The 16,645-nt window shown below is 38.2% G+C and carries 18 protein-coding genes; 9 read left to right on the top strand and 9 right to left on the bottom strand.

The genetic code is table 11. From position 1 onward, the window contains the following. Positions 1 to 45: 45 nt before the first annotated feature. Positions 46 to 1,344, top strand: a complete 1,299-nt coding sequence (locus B2107_RS00820; RefSeq protein WP_293952236.1) for a hypothetical protein — start codon at positions 46 to 48, stop codon at positions 1,342 to 1,344. Between the two features lie 75 nt (positions 1,345 to 1,419). Here the strand turns inward: B2107_RS00820 and B2107_RS00815 are convergent, their stop codons facing one another. The 5 genes from B2107_RS00815 to B2107_RS00795 are packed head-to-tail and all read right to left on the bottom strand — an operon-like array spanning position 1,420 to position 5,623. Further along, the gene (locus tag B2107_RS00815) at positions 1,420 to 2,124 is read right to left on the bottom strand and encodes a lycopene cyclase domain-containing protein (protein WP_293952234.1); all 705 of its coding nucleotides are present in this window, start codon (positions 2,122 to 2,124) and stop codon (positions 1,420 to 1,422) included. Beyond that, positions 2,121 to 2,579, bottom strand: coding sequence for a sterol desaturase family protein (locus B2107_RS00810; protein ID WP_293952233.1), 459 nt, complete (start codon positions 2,577 to 2,579; stop codon positions 2,121 to 2,123). Before B2107_RS00810 ends, B2107_RS00815 begins: the two co-directional genes overlap by 4 nt. A 20-nt stretch (positions 2,580 to 2,599) precedes the next feature. After that, positions 2,600 to 3,436 (bottom strand): phytoene/squalene synthase family protein, encoded by an 837-nt coding sequence (locus B2107_RS00805; protein ID WP_293952231.1) that lies wholly within the window; start codon positions 3,434 to 3,436, stop codon positions 2,600 to 2,602. 4 nt (positions 3,437 to 3,440) lie between these two features. Further along, a complete protein-coding gene (locus B2107_RS00800; protein WP_293952229.1) occupies positions 3,441 to 4,919 on the bottom strand; it encodes a phytoene desaturase family protein in 1,479 nt (492 codons plus the stop codon). A gap of 53 nt (positions 4,920 to 4,972) precedes the next feature. Next, positions 4,973 to 5,623: a MarR family winged helix-turn-helix transcriptional regulator gene (locus B2107_RS00795; protein ID WP_293952227.1), complete on the bottom strand. Its 651-nt coding sequence runs from the start codon at positions 5,621 to 5,623 to the stop codon at positions 4,973 to 4,975. A 350-nt stretch (positions 5,624 to 5,973) separates the two neighbouring features. Here B2107_RS00795 and B2107_RS00790 point away from each other — a divergent pair, with 350 nt between their 5' ends. The 4 genes from B2107_RS00790 (at position 5,974) to B2107_RS00775 (ending at position 9,815) form a co-directional block, all read left to right on the top strand. Then, complete coding sequence (locus B2107_RS00790) at positions 5,974 to 6,489, top strand: ferritin-like domain-containing protein (protein ID WP_209577996.1); 516 nt, start codon at positions 5,974 to 5,976, stop codon at positions 6,487 to 6,489. 259 nt (positions 6,490 to 6,748) lie between these two features. Continuing rightward, complete coding sequence (locus B2107_RS00785; RefSeq protein ID WP_293952225.1) at positions 6,749 to 6,928, top strand: DUF5670 family protein; 180 nt, start codon at positions 6,749 to 6,751, stop codon at positions 6,926 to 6,928. Between the two features lie 207 nt (positions 6,929 to 7,135). Next, positions 7,136 to 8,560 (top strand): SDR family oxidoreductase, encoded by a 1,425-nt coding sequence (locus tag B2107_RS00780; RefSeq protein WP_293952223.1) that lies wholly within the window; start codon positions 7,136 to 7,138, stop codon positions 8,558 to 8,560. Between the two features lie 76 nt (positions 8,561 to 8,636). Continuing rightward, on the top strand, positions 8,637 to 9,815 hold the full coding sequence (locus B2107_RS00775) for a GAF domain-containing sensor histidine kinase (protein WP_293952221.1): 1,179 nt from the start codon (positions 8,637 to 8,639) through the stop codon (positions 9,813 to 9,815). Positions 9,816 to 9,915: 100 nt separating this feature from the next. Here B2107_RS00775 and B2107_RS00770 read toward each other — a convergent pair whose 3' ends face one another. Both B2107_RS00770 and surE read right to left on the bottom strand, forming a co-directional pair. Then, complete coding sequence (locus B2107_RS00770; RefSeq protein WP_293952219.1) at positions 9,916 to 10,947, bottom strand: aldo/keto reductase; 1,032 nt, start codon at positions 10,945 to 10,947, stop codon at positions 9,916 to 9,918. 13 nt (positions 10,948 to 10,960) lie between these two features. After that, on the bottom strand, positions 10,961 to 11,737 hold the full coding sequence (surE, locus tag B2107_RS00765) for a 5'/3'-nucleotidase SurE (protein WP_293952218.1): 777 nt from the start codon (positions 11,735 to 11,737) through the stop codon (positions 10,961 to 10,963). 51 nt (positions 11,738 to 11,788) lie between these two features. Between surE and B2107_RS00760 the strand changes: the two genes are divergently transcribed. Continuing rightward, entirely contained in the window at positions 11,789 to 12,706 is a 918-nt protein-coding gene (locus B2107_RS00760) for a diacylglycerol/lipid kinase family protein (protein ID WP_293952216.1), read from the top strand. A gap of 56 nt (positions 12,707 to 12,762) precedes the next feature. Continuing rightward, complete coding sequence (locus B2107_RS00755; RefSeq protein ID WP_293952214.1) at positions 12,763 to 13,026, top strand: hypothetical protein; 264 nt, start codon at positions 12,763 to 12,765, stop codon at positions 13,024 to 13,026. Between the two features lie 82 nt (positions 13,027 to 13,108). On the opposite strand, the gene B2107_RS00750 is transcribed toward B2107_RS00755, so the two are convergent. Then, positions 13,109 to 15,127, bottom strand: a complete 2,019-nt coding sequence (locus B2107_RS00750; RefSeq protein ID WP_293952212.1) for a hypothetical protein — start codon at positions 15,125 to 15,127, stop codon at positions 13,109 to 13,111. A 194-nt stretch (positions 15,128 to 15,321) separates the two neighbouring features. Between B2107_RS00750 and B2107_RS00745 the strand changes: the two genes are divergently transcribed. Together B2107_RS00745 and B2107_RS00740 are read left to right on the top strand one after the other, a co-directional pair. Continuing rightward, complete coding sequence (locus B2107_RS00745) at positions 15,322 to 15,525, top strand: hypothetical protein (RefSeq protein WP_293952210.1); 204 nt, start codon at positions 15,322 to 15,324, stop codon at positions 15,523 to 15,525. 5 nt (positions 15,526 to 15,530) lie between these two features. Further along, a complete protein-coding gene (locus B2107_RS00740) occupies positions 15,531 to 15,893 on the top strand; it encodes a VOC family protein (RefSeq protein WP_293952208.1) in 363 nt (120 codons plus the stop codon). 98 nt (positions 15,894 to 15,991) lie between these two features. Here B2107_RS00740 and B2107_RS00735 read toward each other — a convergent pair whose 3' ends face one another. Beyond that, positions 15,992 to 16,375 (bottom strand): YidH family protein, encoded by a 384-nt coding sequence (locus B2107_RS00735; protein WP_293952206.1) that lies wholly within the window; start codon positions 16,373 to 16,375, stop codon positions 15,992 to 15,994. Between the last annotated feature and the right edge of the window lie 270 nt (positions 16,376 to 16,645).

Below are 16,645 nucleotides of genomic sequence, written 5' to 3'. Positions count from 1 at the left end.
AAACCGGCCAGCCTATATTGAAAGTCCATTATTTCCCATATAATTATGAAAAAAATATTCACTCTTCTCTTTATCATCCATCTTACAGCACAGGGTTATGCACAACATAAGCAATATGAAACAGCCGATATAAACCTATGGTTTGAAGAGCTCAAAGCTGCGTCAGATAAGAGTTTCAAGTTATGGAATAGAAGTATATACGGACCAATTCTTCTTATCGATCCCGCCACACGCACGATCTATGCCAACGAATTGGATGGAAAAAAAACTTTAAAACCCTCGGCAAACTTATACACTGGAATTCTACCTCAGGAAGTTAATTTTTCTAACACGGCACTGGATTGGAACGATAAGAGATGGGCAATGATCATGTTACCACTTCCAGAAAACAGGGCTGATCGTGTAAATCTGCTCGCACATGAGTCATTTCATCGCATACAACCTGATTTGGGTTTCGCACTAAATAATGCAAACAATAATCACCTCGACGAAAAATATGGTCGAATTAGCTTGCGTCTTGAATTTGAAGCTTTAAAACAAGCTTTAATGTCTACACATAAAAATGAAATGAAACGTCATCTCACTAATGCCTTATTTTTTAGAAAATATAGATACGTGCTATTCGATGAAGCTGCTAAAAATGAAAATTTATTGGAAATTAACGAAGGAATTGCTGAATTTACAGGAATAATAGTCAGCGACCGCAGCGATGAATCGACCAAACAATATCTTATAAATGGTATCAACCGATCTCAAAAAAATCCCACCTTTGTAAGATCATTTGCCTACCAAACGACACCCACGTATGGTTATCTGCTGTATAAAAAGAATAAAAATTGGAATAAGAAAATAGATAAAGAAACTGACCTAACCGCATTAATTATTCGGGAGTTTGGAATTTCGCTTCTTACGCCAACTGAACAAAATTTTAAGAATCTTTCCAAAACATATAACGCAGCTGTAATTTCTGAAGAGGAAAATAAAAGGGATGCTGAAAATAAACGCTTAGTCAAAACTTACAAAAATAAGTTTGTTGAATCGCCTCATTTTGAAATTCATTTCGAGAAAATGAACTATTCTTTCGACCCCAGAACCATCATTCCGATCGAAAACTTGGGCACATACTATCCTACAACCCGAATTACAGATGTTTGGGGGGTATTAGATGTTACAAATGGGGCATTAATAAGTCCTGATTGGAAAAAGGTATCCATCACTAACCCTATATCCATCGAAAAAAATCTCATTAAGGGTGACGGATGGATACTGGAGCTCAATAGTAATTACACGATAGAAGTTGATCAACAAAACAATTTCTATTTAAAGCATGTAGAAATAAAATAACAAAATAAAGTCAGCATCAGCTCCTCTACCACATGTATTGCACACCTTTCTGTAATCCGGTTGATCCAATGCATCTCAATTTGCTATTGGACCTACACCTTTATTTTGAAATTTTTTAAAGAAATAGAGCACCAATAAAAACTGTGTATAGCCATATACCGCATCTTCTACAGGAATAGTCAGTATCCTGATGCCCATAAATTCCAATGGGTTGTAATTAACTATCGGCGATTCCAGTCCAGTACCCGTGAGTATACCATTCACAGGTAAAAATCCCAACATGAGCAAGGTAAAAACTAAAGAGGCTTGCGTGATCCACTGTACGCGTAATACAAAATGGAAAGTCACCAGTGTTAAAATAGTCACTACTGCGGTTACTAACGTATAAATCCGATCGGTATAACGAAGAGCCACCACAGCGCATATAATGATACTGACAAAAACAACGATGTTGTTAAAGGCGGATAGGGATTGCAGTCTAAAAAATTTATCAATACAGAAATAAGTAAAAATACAAGAAAAAGGAATGAAGATAAAGAACAGCCACTCTTCTATTGGCAGTCCTGCTATCACCAGTCCTAAAGTATATCGTGTGTCAAACCACCAAACGCCCTCACTTGTAAACCACACGTCCCAAGCGATAAAAAATACAGCAACAAGTGCAGCCGACTTTAAGAATGGAAAAAATTCACGGTCGAATCGAAGCCGTTTGTCGAAGGATGCGGCAAAACAGATTACTACCGTAAAAAATAAGATAAGCGAATAAGTATATTGCATCATATTTTTTCATTGTTAGTATACATTTTAAAGTATTTCATCGGAACATATAAAAAACCGAAACATTCGCCTTCTTCCTTTCCCAAATGTTTATGATGCTGCTTGTGAGCACGCCGAAGAGCCAAAAAATAGGGATTATTTGTTTTACTCATCCATTTGAAACGTTGATGTATAAAGATATCGTGAACGAAAAAATAAGCCATGCCATACAGCATGATCCCAATACCAATATAAAAAAGATAATTGTAATCTCTTAAAGAGCCAAAATACATTAGGGCGATGGTAGGAACAGCAAAAATAATAAAGAAGTAATCATTCTTCTCCAAAAATCCCTCGTTACTATGATCATGATGATCCCTATGGAGTACCCATAAGAAGCCATGCATAATATATTTATGAATTAACCAGGTAGCGCCTTCCATGGCGATAAAAGTGAACAGTAAAATAAGCAAGTTCATATTGCAATAAGCTGATGGATTTATAAATAAGCCGCCTTATAGCGCACGTAACTTTTAACGGCGACATAAGCCTTTTGAATATTAGGTATTCTAATCCTATTTTCCAAGATTTCTTCAGAAGATTTCTTTCGGATCTGTGAAAAGAGAGAAAGATAATATTTATAAGCTAAATAAACTCCAAACTTAGAAGACGCAGGTAACTTCTTGATGCCCAAAAGTGCTTCTTTAAATTCGGCATGAATTTCCTCCTCGATACGACGTTTCATGATATTATCGAATTGAGCCATATCCAAATTTGGAAAATAGGTACGTCCAAGCACCTGGTAGTCTTCTTTTAGATCGCGTAAAAAATTAATTTTTTGAAAAGCCGAACCGAGCTTCATGGCATAAGGCTTCAACTCCTCATAGCGTTGACGGTCGCCGTCACAAAAAACCTGTAAACACATTAGTCCAACCACTTCTGCAGAGCCATAAATATATTCTTTGTAGCGTTCTGAATTGTACTCAACTTTGTTGAGATCCATCTCCATACTATGAAGAAACTGATTGATAAGGGACATATCAATATTGTATTTGCGTACGGTTTCCTGAAAAGACTGTAGGATAGGATTTAACGAAATCCCTTCATTTAAGGCATTGGTGGTTTCCAAATGAAGTCGTCCCAATAACCGTTGTTTATCATAGCCATGAAAACTATCGACAATTTCATCAGCCAATCGAACATAACCATATATCGCATAAATACTCGCCCGAATGCTCGGCTTTAGAGCCAAAATACCAAGCGAAAAACTTGTACTGTACTTTTCAGTTGTTTTTTTGCTCACTTCATAAGCGAGTTCATCAAATAGTTTTTTCATGATCTTATAATTTACGCAATAATTCAATGGCTTCTTTGGCGACTATTTTACCCGATATAATGGATGGAGGCACCCCCGGGCCGGGCACGGTCAGCTGCCCCGAATAAAAGAGGTTCTTAACTTTCTTATTCCTGACTTTAGGTTTCAATACCGCTGTTTGTTTCAATGTATTTGCTAATCCATACGCATTTCCGCCATAAGCATTATAATCGCTTACAAAGTCGCTTACACAGTAACTTCTTTTATATACGATCTGTTCATATAGCCTACTTGAACCAGTATGCTTCTCTAACCGCTTTAACATGTGCATGAGATACTTTTCACGCGTCGCTTCATCGTCCGAGATAGCTGTAGCCAATGGCATTAACAAAAAGAGGTTCTCGGTATTTGGAGGCGCTACATTGGGATCCGTCTTGGATGGACAACATGCATAAAACAATGGATTTTGAGGCCACTTCTTTTCACCATAAATACATTCAATGTGATCATCCAACGGATGCTCAAAAAACAAGGTGTGATGCGTTAAATTAGAAATTGGAGACTTCATACCGAGGTAATAGATCAAACTGGATGGTGCAAACGTTCTCGTTTTCCAGTAATCCTCATCGTAGTTTCTAAACTCTTTATCTAATAATGTTTCAATATGATGATAATCTGCCGATGCAACCACGACATCAAAATCATGATTCACGCCGTTAATTTCAAGCGAACTGATCGCATTATCTTTAATCGTCATTCCATCGACATTGTGATCAAAATGGAAAGTTGCGCCTTGCTTCTCAGCTACCTGCTGCATCGCCAGCACCAATTGAAAAAAACCTCCTTTTGGATAATGAGTACCCAATGCATAACCGCCATAATTCATTAAGCTGTATAATGCAGGAATATCTTTGGGTGAGGCACCCAAAAATATAACAGGGAATTCCATTAATGTGCGTAGCCTTTGATCCTTAAAATATTTAGCGACATAGGACCTAAAATCAGAAAGCAGATCGAGCTTAAACGCACTAAGTGCAATCTTTGGAGACAGAAATTCACTCCAATTGTGACAGGGTTTATTGACAAAGTCGCGCATGCCTACCTCATACTTAAATTTGGCAGCCTCCATAAATTTGTCCAACTGCCCACCCGCCCCAGGTTCGATCCGCTCAAACAGCTGCTTTAATTCCCCGTAAGATTCGGGTACGCTGATCTGTCCTGAGCTAAATATCATTTCAAATTGTGGATTGAGCGAAACAAGCTCAAAAAAATCAGCTGTATTGCAATTAAAATCTAAAAAAAATGATTCAATGATATCAGGCATCCAGTACCAGCTTGGTCCCATATCAAATTTAAATCCCTCCACTGTGTCAAACTGCCTCGCCCGCCCACCGGGCACCGCATGTTTCTCATAAACATGCACATCGCATCCAGACTGTGCGAGATAAGCCGCAGCTGAAAGACCTGAAAAACCTGCACCTATAACTGCTACCTTCTTCTTCATTTATGTTAATTTGATACGCTCCTTTTGATTTATGTAAATTTAAACTAAAGATGTTATTTCGCTATATTTATCTGCTCCAACAGTTTATCTGGCGAAATATTCTTATCGTAAATTACCTGATGAAATTTGCTCAGCTTATCCAATAGACTTATTAATGTTATTTTTTCACTGTATGTCAAATTACCTGAAACAATTTGTGTTGCATACCGTATTTTTTCCATTTGTTGATCTAAAGCCAATCGACCACTTTCCGTAATATAGATCACTTTACTTCGACGGTCCAATTCTGAGTTTTGTTGGCTGATCCAGCCTTGTTTGATTAAACGGTTAATAATAGCCATACCTGCTGGTTTTTCATGAATATTCCTTCTGATCAGCTCCATTTTTGTCATCTCGCCAAATGACTTCAGGGTAATAAGATAGATATACTCCTCTTGAGTTGAAAAATCAGATTCCCATATAGCTGCTTTAGAATAGCTTTTTGCAAACCTATTCAGATGCACAAGTAAGGTGCTGATTACACTTTCTGGCGTACGCCCATTTTCCTTTCCTTCCCAATAGGGCTCAACAGAAATTCCAGTTTCCTTTGCCGCTATCCAACGCTTAAATCCATCGGAGTCATCGCTAAAGCTACCATTAACTCCTTTTTCCGCGTCAAATTCCTCTACTAATCCAATGATTTCTTTTAAAAGCTTATACTTCATATGCACTAATTAGAACACTAATATACCATTATAGTTTTATGTATAAAAATAAAGGACTATTTTGGAATAAAAATAAACTAATCAAAATAATCTGAAGTTTAATCTGATATACTATTATTTCGTAATATACTAAAAAAAGGCAATACAATCTGCCATAGAAATCAAATAGACAGCATAAGTATTAAATTTTGTTCCGAATGTTACGATTAAACTCACTTTGACTTGATTGAGTAGAAGGAGTGTAAGGGTTTAACTACTACCAAGTGATGCATACGAGCGACAATAAGGAGATGAAAATGAGATTTTAAAAACGATCTCATTTTGACAGATGTCCATCTCTAAAAAGAATTATGGCAAAATCGAATCAAAATCAACAAAAAATGCCAAATGAGCATTTACATGAATTATTTGTAGACGAATTAAAAGATATTTTGGGTGCTGAAAAACAACTTTTAAAAGGTTTAAAGAAAATGAGCAAAGCAGCCGAAGATGAACAACTAAAACAAGCATTTGAAAAACATCATGGCCAGACCGAACAGCAGATTGAGCGGCTTAAGGAAGTGTTTTCCGTATTGGGAATCGCTGCGCGAGGTAAGAAATGTAAAGCCATGGAGGGTCTCCTAGAGGAAGCTGACGAGATTATCGAAAATTTTGAAGGAGACCCAGCATTGGACGCAGCGCTTATTTCCGCAGCGCAAAAAGTTGAACATTATGAAATAGCAAGTTATGGTTGTCTAGTCACATTTGCAAAGCTCATGAAACATTCAGAGGCAGAGCAGTTGCTCCAACAAACACTTGATGAAGAAAAGGAGACAGATACGTTACTGACAGAAATTGCGGTATCTGGCGTAAATGAATCTGCTTAATAATGAATAACGAGAAATGCCCGAAAAATCGGGCATTTCTGGTTTCAAATCCTGGTCCCGCAATATTTATTATATGTTATATGCTCAGTAGCATAAGGGAATCGCGCTTTTAAACTTCTATATTCCGAGTACACGTTGATTAATTTTAATCGTACAAGAAATATATCTATGCTCCCAATATCGAAATTGAGAGTTATCTTTTCCTATCAAATTTTAAACGATTCCATCGGCATATTGTTCTTTAATCAAGAAATAGCATATGGAAGATTTATTGTATTCAATAGCCGTTAGCATAATCATTATTTGGGCGGTTACTTTTCTTGGCGGGTTTGTAACAGAAGATACTGTTCATGTTTTATTAATTTTGGCAATTGTAACCTTTATATTTCGTGCAATAACGGTCAATGGAAGCCGCGAAGCTAGCAGATCTGAGGAATAAGTTATTGCCTAAACTCCCCTACGCATCATGTAATGAAAAAGATATATTTATTCTACTTGTAAAAACCCAAGCTATTTACGAAAAAGGGCAGATTTGGACAGTGCTAAGGAAAGAATAACTAGCTAATCCGCGAAGTAAATTTAAAAATTTAGCTAAATTTTAGGATATTTATATAGGAAACAACACAAATAAAAGATATAATGGCTTATGAAGGTTCTCTTAACAGGTGTGACGGGCTATATTGCCAAACGCCTCTTACCCGTTTTATTGGAGCAAGGCCATGAGCTTATCTGTTGTGTGAGGGATAAAGATCGCCTCAATATACCAACTGAACAGCACAACATAGACGTTATCGAGGTAGATTTTCTGGATAAAGAAACTCTTAAAAACCTGCCGAATGACTTTGATGTAGCTTACTATCTTATACATTCAATGGCTACCCAAACTGGTGACTTTCAACGTATGGAAATTGAATGCGCTACCAATTTCAAAAATTTTATTGAGTCGACCAAAGCAAGGCAGATTATCTACTTGAGTGGAATAAGTAATTCCAACCAGCTGTCCAAACATCTGGATTCAAGGAAAAATGTAGAAAAGATATTAGCAAGTGGCTCAATTCCCATTACAACATTAAGGGCTGGTATAATTGTCGGGTCTGGTAGTGCTTCTTTCGAAATCATACGCGATTTAGTGGAAAAACTCCCCATTATGGTGACCCCAAAATGGCTTAAAACCAAATGCCAGCCAATAGCAATCCGGAATGTCCTTGAATTTTTGGTCGGTGTTATTCTAAATGCTGAAACATACCATAAAAGTTATGATATTGGTGGTCCGGATGTTCTTACTTACAAAGAAATGCTTTTGCAGTATGCTGCTGAGAGAGAGCTTACGAGACATATTTACATTGTTCCCGTTATGACACCTAGGCTATCTTCCTATTGGCTTTATTTTGTTACTTCGACTTCATACAATTTGGCAAAAAACTTAGTTGACAGCATGAAAGTAGAAGTGATATGTAAACCAAATCGCCTTGCCGAGCAACTTGGCATAATACTCATCAACTACCGGACGGCTATCCAATTGGCTTTCCAAAAAATTGAAAGTAACCATGTGATTTCTAGCTGGAAAGATGCACAGACCAGTAATATCCTATCTGGAGGATTAAGCAGACTGTTGGAAGTGCCCGCTTTTGGTTGCTTTAAAGATGTTCGTAGTGTGACACTCGGCAACAGTGACACTTCATTAAACAAAATTTGGTCTATAGGTGGACAATCGGGTTGGTACTATGGCAATTGGCTTTGGAAAATTAGAGGTTTTATGGATCAGTTGGTTGGTGGGGTCGGCATGCGACGAGGGCGCAAAAGCAAAACTGACCTTTCCGCAGGTGACACCCTTGATTTTTGGCGTGTCTTAATTGCAGATAAAAAACAGAAAAGGCTACTTCTCTATGCAGAGATGAAATTACCTGGCGAAGCGTGGCTCGAATTTAAAATCGAAGACCAAACGTTGATACAAACTGCAACTTTTAGGCCTTTGGGAATTTCAGGTAGGCTATATTGGTATGCCGTGCTACCCTTTCACGCCTTTATATTTAAAGGATTAATCGAGCAAATAGCAAAATTGGAAAAATAATATGGAAATTATGTTGTATTTTCACTGAGAAATGAACACCCGTTGATGGGTTCAAGTAGCTAAAAACGCAAAAAAAATGACCATCCCAAATCAAATAAATAAACCGTACGAAACATCCGATAAAAGCGACTTCACTACCTGTCAACGTATTCTGGAGGAACTGTGTAGCCAAACCAAAATGAGATATGGATTGATACGTAAGAAAGATGGGGCAAAATGGGGAAATTGGTGCGTTTATGACTATCACTCCCAACAAATAGTCGATAAAAACAGTGACACATACGTTAAAATATATCAAGAGATTAGAACAGGTTTTTCACCTATTTACATTGATGATAGCACACAATGTACAGTTGATCAATGGGCTCACGTTCTACAGGAATTCGGCTTAAAAAGTTATATCTCTTACCCAATAGTGAACAAAAATGACGCTATTGTAGGACACATGAGTTTTATGAATGCGGAGCCTGTACATCTTGACCGAAACAAATTAGAAACGCTGCTCCCCGTTTGCAGTGATCTAATTGCCCTAAACTTTAATACGATTTTCGGCTTAAATAACGTAAGAAAAGAACTGAAACAGGAGCTTAGTTACACTAAAAATAGAGAGCTCATTTTGACCGCATTGGCCCACGATCTGAATAACCCTGTCAGTATCGTAAAGGTGATATCACAATACCTGATGGGAAGTGTAAAAGATGATAACCAAAAACGCTTAATAAAGAAAATAGAAGAAGCGTCTTTTCGGATGAAAGGGATGATCGACGATATATTGGATTTTAGTAGTATTCGTCTTGAAAATAAACCCTCGATAATAAATGAATATTGCCGAATAGATACGTTAATTAGACAAATCCTATCAGAATATGAGTTATTGCATAATAAAAAGTTAATTGCCAACATCGAGGTTCCAACTGAAATACGTTGTGATCAACATAAAATGGGACGGGCCTTTTCAAATTTAATTGGAAATGCAATAAAGCACGGAAATCCTGATAAAAACATAGAGATCAATGCAAGCATTGAAGACGGGCAATTTATTTTTAGCGTCACGAATGACGTAATATTCCCACAGCACCTGTCGGATTTATCAAACTTATTCGAACCGTTTACAAGAGGTTCCAATAGTAAAGGTTTGGGATTAGGATTATTTATTGCACATGAAATAGCAAAACTTCACAAAGGGACCATAACCGTTCACTTAGATCATAATACGATCACGTTTAAACTGGTTATACCTGCAGATTTTAAATGATCTATTCATTAACAGATCGTAAAGTTAGCCTAACATATTTCCCAATTCACATCAGTTCAAAAAGGGTGTGCCAATCACACCCCAAATTTTGTCAAATACATCACATGTTGGGTACTGGACAGTTCTGTTCAATAAGTTTCTCGTGTTTTAGCTCGTCCCAGAAGTCGTTTGGAATCTTAACGCTAAACGAATTTGCATTTTCCTCCGCTTGTTCAGCAGTATGTGCGCCCGGTATCACGCCAGATACTTCTTCGGGTGCTGCCGAAAATTGTAATGCTGCGGTGCGAAGATCGACATGGTGATTTTTTGCAATCTGATATAATGCATTGAGTTTTTCCTTTACACCGGCTGGAAAATTTCCATCGTAGAGATAACGATCTTTTCCAGCTAAAAATCCAGCACATAATGGCGCTCCCACGATGATTGAAATACCTCGTTCAGCGACTTTAGGAAAAACTTGATTCAGCCCTTCCTCATGTTTTATCAGTGAATACTGACAGGCTGAAAGAAAAACGTCTGGATCTGCAACTTCCAATGTCTGTAAAATCGGTTCAACGGTATTAACTCCCAGCCCCCAGCCTTTAATAAGCCCTTCTTCTCTCATCTTAGTCAATTCAGGCATCGCACCGTTCGCAGCTTGCTCAAAATAATAAGCATAGCTGTCTTTCATATCTCCATTGTCTGGGGAAAGATCATGAATAAATACCATATCTATCGAAGACAGTCCTAAGCGTTGCAAACTATCTTCTAAGCTTCTTCTTACACCTGACGCCGTATAATCATAACGGTACCCAAAATTTAATTTTCCTTTCCACAGCAACTGGTCCATCTTAAAATCTTCTTGAGGCAACATGAGTCTACCGACTTTTGTTGACAAAGTGAAACTTTCCCTAGGTTGATCTTTTAAAAATAAGCCCATTCGACGTTCGCTTATGCCTAGACCGTACCATGGGGAAGTGTCAAAGAGTCGTATTCCAGCCTTCCACGCCGCTTCTACTGCCTTCAAACATTCATAATCAGTATGGTGCTGAAATCCATTCCCCAAGGCTACGCCTCCGAATCCAGCCTTATCAACTGGACGAAATCTTTCCTTTTGCATTAAATTTTCTGTTGCATTCATATCTTTTTCCATTCATATTTAATTTTCACATTCGCTTAGCTCCATTGAATTCACTTTGCTCGCGTTTCACTCTTTCCGCAAGTTCATCATGCGCGGTAAGATCAAGACGTAATGGTGTAATGGATACTAAATTGTTTTCTACTGCCCAACGATCTGTGCCTTTATCAGCAGGTTCTAAAGGTATGACAGTGATCCAATAGTTTTCCCTTCCCATAGGATCTTCTCCAGCGACCACCCTGCCATCATACAGCCTTACTGATTGCCTTGTCCATACTATGCCCTGAGGTTGGGCTGGGAAATTCACATTGTAAAGAGCGGGTTCTTTATTTTCAACTGGTTCCTTATTTTCAATTAATATTTCTAGCACATCCCTCGTCCATTGAGATAAGCCTTCAAAATCCGGCTCGGTATTTCCGACAGGGGTGCTCAAGGCAATACCCGTCACACCAAGAAGGGTAGCCTGCTTTGCAGCAGCTAGGGTACCCGAATGCCACATAGAATTACCAAGATTTGGTCCCATATTGATACCGGAAAGTACAACCTGCGTATCAGGAAACATATGTAAACCCAATGCTACACAATCTGCCGGCGTTCCATTGACCTTAAAAGCTTCAACATCTTCAAAAGTAATAGGTGCCCGCCGATAACTTAGCGGCCGGGAATGCGTAATCGCATGTCCCATTGACGACTGTTCCACATCGGGTGCCACAATTTTTACTGTCCCAAACTGTTTCGCTATTCTTGCCAGTGCTGCGATACCAGGCGAATAAATGCCATCGTCGTTGGTAATAAGTATATTCATAGTTGTTCTTTTATTTGAAAACCAATCTCAGCCATGCTTTGTTCAATTGTTATGAAAGAACATGGCAAAAACATAAGATTAGTACATAACCCTAAAGCTGGGGATGATACGAATGGGGACAAAGATGAACTATGTCAATTGATTGAAAATCTTGGACACAGTTGCTCAGTAGTTTCAAAGCAGAACGCTGTCAAGAAGATCGATCAGCAAACTGATATTATTGCCTTGGCCGGCGGCGACGGCACGATAAAAACTGCAGTTTTAGCGCTATTAGAAAAAAAACTAAAATTTAAAAGACCAATCGCCATACTGCCACAAGGAACTGCAAATAATATTGCGATCTCTCTTGGCATTCCTCTTGACTGTGAAAAAGCCATTGGTCTTTGGAACGACTGTAAACTTAAAAAGTTCGATGTAGGAATGATTCTGGGATTAGCAGGAAAGCCACTCCATTTTATAGAATCCATCGGCTTCGGCGTATTTCCTTTATTGATGGAGAAAATGGACAAAAAGAGTTTAGATGAAGATCTTAGTGCGGAAGAAGAGATAAAAATTGCACTCCAGCAATTACGCGAACTGGTCCAAACGTTCCCGGCTAAAACACTGAAAATGAAGGTAGGAGAAAGTCACTTTGAAACAGCATGTATTCTCGCCGAAGTTATGAATATTCCAAGCATGGGGCCTCGACTAATCTTATCTTCCAATGCTGATCCGGGCGACGGACAATTCGACATCATCATTGTAACTGACAAGCAACGGCAGGAACTTATAAACTATATTGACGGACTATTGAATGGAACCGATGTAGAGTTGACAATAAAACCCATCCGAGCAAGCCAGTTGACATTGGAATGGGAAGGCAAAAAAATACACATTGATGATGAATGCAGGAACTACAGCGGCCAGCAAATAAAAATTACCTTGCTTGAAAACCTTATTGAAGTCGTTGCTGGCGAAAGTAAGCTGTAGTTTGTACCAACGATAACGCTACGAACGCTGTTCCCTACTAAACAACAACATGGCAAATGCATAGATTGAAAAATAAATCTCGTACGGCAAGCATACTTATTTTTATGATGACGACGACCTCCGATGAAGATTCAAAGAAGTCAAACACTGCTTTGTCCGAAAGTCATAAAGAGGACACTTCCAAACGAAAAAAGCGTCCTAATACCGATTTAACAGGTATTAAAGACGATCGTACCCATAATAAGGACGCAGAACAGGCCGCACAGAGAAAAAAGGACGACGAAGACACACCCGATCTTTCCGGTGATATCAATGTTTAGAAGGAAATTAGCCTGTTATACTTGCATTGGTAGGGATTGATTAAGAGTTGCTGGACTTCATTATAACTTAACTTTTTAGAACTTAACTTTTTCGAGGTGGGAAGAAGAACAGCTTTGGATTGATCTTAAAATAGATCCAAACGGCTCGCCCCATTTTAATCAATTCTCCCGAGGATAAGTTGCGCGAACGAAAAGCTAAAATCAACGATAAGGAGAAACTAACCATAAAGTTGAAAAAACCTATTAATCCAATCCCCAAGATCCCCCAAAACCACATCTCGGCAGGCAACTCCATACCGTTCCCAAATAAGCCCAATGCCAAATTCCCGCTCGCAAATGTGATGTGCCTAATATCCAGATTTAAACCTAAAAAAAGTCCGACGGGAGCTGTAGTTCCCATAAAAATTCCAAACCAAACATTAGATACGATACCGGCCCATTTTTTCTCATAAAACAAAGCTATTTTGTTCGTCTGCCGCTGTCCGAAGATCTTTTTCAGCATAGGATGCTCCTGAATGCGATAATAAACTGAATTGTGCTTGTCCCTATTTGAGATACTTCCGGCAATGATTCCCGAGAGGAATAAGAAAACGCCTGCAATTGACGCGTGAAAAACCAAAGGTGTTTTTACAGGGTTAAGGTCGTTAACAAGATGTGACCACTGCGCACTCGCAATATTAACGTGAGACAGCTGCTGAATCAACCAAACAAGAAAAAGACTCATCGGAAAAGCCATTACAACATTACCGACAAAAGCAATGAACTGAGACCGAAATAATCTTCCAAATAATTCAGCAAACATCCAATAACGATGTCTGTTATTTCCAGCTCCGGAAGTTCCCTGCTCAATTGCGTTGACCAATGCAGAAGCTGTCATTGCGGGTTGTTTGGTTGCTAAAGTTGCACCAAAAAGATAAATTAACGTAAAACCTACCGCATAATTCAGGCTATATAAAAATGCGTGACCAAATTCACTGGTGTGTACCTTTCCTAACAATAACTTGAAGATACACATTACGCCTACAATGAGGCCACCACCACAGGCGGATCGGAACATTTTCCAATATTCTTTTTCACTTGAGGTAATATAGTGTTCACCCGTCTGCGCGGTATGATGCGTAATCTCGTAGGCCAAAAGTTGTGTACTCTGTCCAACTAATTTGCGAATATTGCTTTTCCCGGAATTGTATCCAAGAAGTGTTACTGCTAGTTTGACTGTCTTTTGCCTCTTTTCATCTGGATGATCAATCACCAAAAAATATAAAATTTCTCGGATTCTTTCCAATTGTTGCCGCATGCGCAGCAGCGATTGATTCACTTTGATAGAAATTCCAAAACGATGTGAATTGTCGAATGCTGTTTCGATATACGCTTCGCATTGCCTATGTAATACCAAAATCTGCTTATAAGATAGATCGTTGGATGGGATAAACTTGACATTGGATTGCAAAAGACGATCATTCAGTTCAGTAAATTCCCGCATGATTGCAATAAATGGACTATCAAAATTTTGGAATTCTGGTACCATCTTATTTACATCTGTTTCCATAGCACGGCCTGTAATACGTTGGACCAGCAATTCCAGTCCATACAATATTTCAATCATTCCAAAGCCAGTTTCATCGTCATAAATCGTTTGAAATCCACATAAACAAAACAACCTATCAACCTGATCCTGAGGGATCATTGCTATCCATTCAGCATCGCTAGATTTGTAGAAAACTTGATTTAAAAGATATTGTAAAGTAGACTTCGGCGGCTGAAAAGGTAGATACCGTTCGGTCATTCTTTTTTTTAGCTCGTAAAAAAAATCTGCATAACTAATGATGCCCGTATCGGAAATCAGCTGATCAAAATCCTTGGCCAACAGGATTCTTTTAAGATAAAGCTGGAAGAATTGAAGTTCTTCAGGTGATGCTTCAAAATAGTCGAGTAAAAATTGGATGTCGGCATGAACATATAAATTCACATGCTTTGGACGAACGACGTCCACCAGTGAAACCAAAAAGTCAACATCTATATAAGCGGGGTCTGCTATTTGAGTATTGAAACGTTCAAATAAACGCCTTACCTGCGACTCGCTATCCTTTTCCTTTTCCATATACAATAAAATTCCATTCTAGATACCACGTTTAGACACATTTTGTTTTTCAAAAACAAAAGAGATATGCTTTACGTCGTGTCAAAGAACCACTGAAATGAATGATCTCTATCATTTTTCAGTCCTTCGCATTTTCATAATTTTACAGCTAAGGAATTATAAATCAAAAAGTAAACGATAACAAAAAGACAAAAATGAACAAAAACGACAAATTGAAACCCGCAAAATTATGTTATGAACATATCGGCGGTAAACTCGGCCAGCTCCTACTTGAAACTTTGATAACAAAAGGTTGGTTGGCGAAAAACGATCCCCCAGATAAAAACTTCTATATCACTGAACTTGGTGAATCGCAATTGACAGCATTTGGAATAGACTTATCACAAATTAAACCCTGATTACCATGAACCTATTATTGGATTACGACAATTTCTTTATACCGGTCGATGACCTGGATAAAGCCAAAAAATTTTATCGAGACCAACTTGGGCTCAAAACTAAATTTGACTTTCCAGCAAAAGGCATGACTGCGTTTAAAGTAGGCGACAATGAACCAGCGATCATACTGAGTTCGGCACAACAGGCAAAACCAAGTATTTGGTTTACCGTTGCAGATGTTAAGGCAACCTATGAATCTTTAAAGCAAAAGGGGATCGTATTTTTAAGCGAGCCATTTGATATCATGACAGGTCTAGCAGTCGAATTTAACGATCCTTTCGGAAACAAACTTGGAATAACCGATTATTCCAAGTCAAATAAAATTTGATTTGGATACCGATCGGGCTTTTACGACGCTGCGGAAGACCTATTTGGAAACCGATTGATATAAATAGGAGTCGGTTTTAATACAATAATTTCAGCGCCCTAAAGACCGTCAATAAGATACCAACTCAGAATAAGACCGATAACAAATATCAATACGGCTACAATCGTGATACTATTCGAAGTGTGAACGAAGTTCTCGTCCTCGATTTGCTTATTTGTTTTACGATATTTTAAGAAAGCAACGATAACCGTCAATGCACCAATGACCACAATAGAAACTCCGACAACGCCAGAGGATTCATGCTGGGAGCCAACAACGACATCTTTCTTTAAAATGAGCTCTATCTGACGAATAAATAATGAAAATTTAACGACTACAAATCCAAAGCCCATAATCCCTAAGCTGGTTCGTATCCAAGCGAGAAAAGTCCGCTCATTAGCAAGATGGTCATTCACCTTCTGCGGTACATTTTTATTAGACATTTAAATAAATTTTGTGGTTTTATCCCTTATAAACGCTGCATATCTTTAAAAAGTTTGCATCATATTTTAATGTTTCGATCTTTAAAATTGTTATCCAAAGTCTTTCTTAAAACGTAAGCGATTTGCGAACAAAAAGCGACAATTTTACCGAAAATTTAAAGCAACCACTTTCAATGTTTCTAAAGTAGAACATCTGTTTATATTGGATATGTTGACGCATCAATTTATCCGATCTCTAATCAAAAATGCCGATGCAATTATAAAGCACTA

Origin of the sequence: Sphingobacterium sp. UBA7855 (assembly GCA_002500745.1) — a bacterium.
In the GTDB taxonomy this organism is placed as follows: Bacteria; Bacteroidota; Bacteroidia; order Sphingobacteriales; family Sphingobacteriaceae; genus Sphingobacterium.
Note: the sequence above shows the minus strand (reverse complement) of the source record. Positions and strands in the feature narration are given on the sequence as shown.

What these genes read in the sequence shown, in the direction of transcription:
- B2107_RS00820 (WP_293952236.1), top strand. Translation starts at nt 46, where the DNA reads ATGAAAAAAATATTCACTCTTCTCTTTATCATCCATCTTACAGCACAG.
- B2107_RS00815 (WP_293952234.1), bottom strand. Translation starts at nt 2,124, where the DNA reads ATGATGCAATATACTTATTCGCTTATCTTATTTTTTACGGTAGTAATC.
- B2107_RS00810 (WP_293952233.1), bottom strand. Translation starts at nt 2,579, where the DNA reads ATGAACTTGCTTATTTTACTGTTCACTTTTATCGCCATGGAAGGCGCT.
- B2107_RS00805 (WP_293952231.1), bottom strand. Translation starts at nt 3,436, where the DNA reads ATGAAAAAACTATTTGATGAACTCGCTTATGAAGTGAGCAAAAAAACA.
- B2107_RS00800 (WP_293952229.1), bottom strand. Translation starts at nt 4,919, where the DNA reads ATGAAGAAGAAGGTAGCAGTTATAGGTGCAGGTTTTTCAGGTCTTTCA.
- B2107_RS00795 (WP_293952227.1), bottom strand. Translation starts at nt 5,623, where the DNA reads ATGAAGTATAAGCTTTTAAAAGAAATCATTGGATTAGTAGAGGAATTT.
- B2107_RS00790 (WP_209577996.1), top strand. Translation starts at nt 5,974, where the DNA reads ATGGCAAAATCGAATCAAAATCAACAAAAAATGCCAAATGAGCATTTA.
- B2107_RS00785 (WP_293952225.1), top strand. Translation starts at nt 6,749, where the DNA reads ATGGAAGATTTATTGTATTCAATAGCCGTTAGCATAATCATTATTTGG.
- B2107_RS00780 (WP_293952223.1), top strand. Translation starts at nt 7,136, where the DNA reads ATGAAGGTTCTCTTAACAGGTGTGACGGGCTATATTGCCAAACGCCTC.
- B2107_RS00775 (WP_293952221.1), top strand. Translation starts at nt 8,637, where the DNA reads ATGACCATCCCAAATCAAATAAATAAACCGTACGAAACATCCGATAAA.
- B2107_RS00770 (WP_293952219.1), bottom strand. Translation starts at nt 10,947, where the DNA reads ATGGAAAAAGATATGAATGCAACAGAAAATTTAATGCAAAAGGAAAGA.
- surE (WP_293952218.1), bottom strand. Translation starts at nt 11,737, where the DNA reads ATGAATATACTTATTACCAACGACGATGGCATTTATTCGCCTGGTATC.
- B2107_RS00760 (WP_293952216.1), top strand. Translation starts at nt 11,789, where the DNA reads ATGAAAGAACATGGCAAAAACATAAGATTAGTACATAACCCTAAAGCT.
- B2107_RS00755 (WP_293952214.1), top strand. Translation starts at nt 12,763, where the DNA reads ATGCATAGATTGAAAAATAAATCTCGTACGGCAAGCATACTTATTTTT.
- B2107_RS00750 (WP_293952212.1), bottom strand. Translation starts at nt 15,127, where the DNA reads ATGGAAAAGGAAAAGGATAGCGAGTCGCAGGTAAGGCGTTTATTTGAA.
- B2107_RS00745 (WP_293952210.1), top strand. Translation starts at nt 15,322, where the DNA reads ATGAACAAAAACGACAAATTGAAACCCGCAAAATTATGTTATGAACAT.
- B2107_RS00740 (WP_293952208.1), top strand. Translation starts at nt 15,531, where the DNA reads ATGAACCTATTATTGGATTACGACAATTTCTTTATACCGGTCGATGAC.
- B2107_RS00735 (WP_293952206.1), bottom strand. Translation starts at nt 16,375, where the DNA reads ATGTCTAATAAAAATGTACCGCAGAAGGTGAATGACCATCTTGCTAAT.